The sequence below is a fragment of the Chromohalobacter sp. HP20-39 genome (assembly GCF_033052815.1).
GTDB lineage: Bacteria > Pseudomonadota > Gammaproteobacteria > Pseudomonadales > Halomonadaceae > Chromohalobacter.
Genome location: NZ_JAWHTP010000998.1, coordinates 1 through 249, shown reverse-complemented (window position 1 = coordinate 249; position 249 = coordinate 1). Strand labels below are relative to the sequence as shown.

The following is a 249-nucleotide window of genomic DNA, read 5'->3' as shown; positions in this document are numbered from 1 at the left end:
CGCGAAGCCGGCGGTGCGCTGGCTCTCGGGCACCCGATCCGCCACCAGCGCCCGGAACGGCTCCATCGCGATGTTGATCGAGGCGGTGAGCACCCACAGCATCAGGCTGGCGACCCAGAGGCTGGCAGCATTGGGCATCAAGAACAGGGCGAGCGCCGTGCACAATGCCCCCGCCAGGATATAGGGCCGCCGCCGGCCGAGCGGCCCCCGGGTGCGGTCGCTCAGATGGCCGATGATCGGTTGGACGAG

1 protein-coding gene is annotated in these 249 nt (G+C 70.3%); it reads right to left on the bottom strand.

Translation table 11 applies throughout. The features are described 5' to 3' along the window. A partial coding sequence (locus RVY79_RS20965; RefSeq protein ID WP_317466539.1) for an MFS transporter occupies window positions 1-249 on the bottom strand: 249 nt, incomplete at both ends.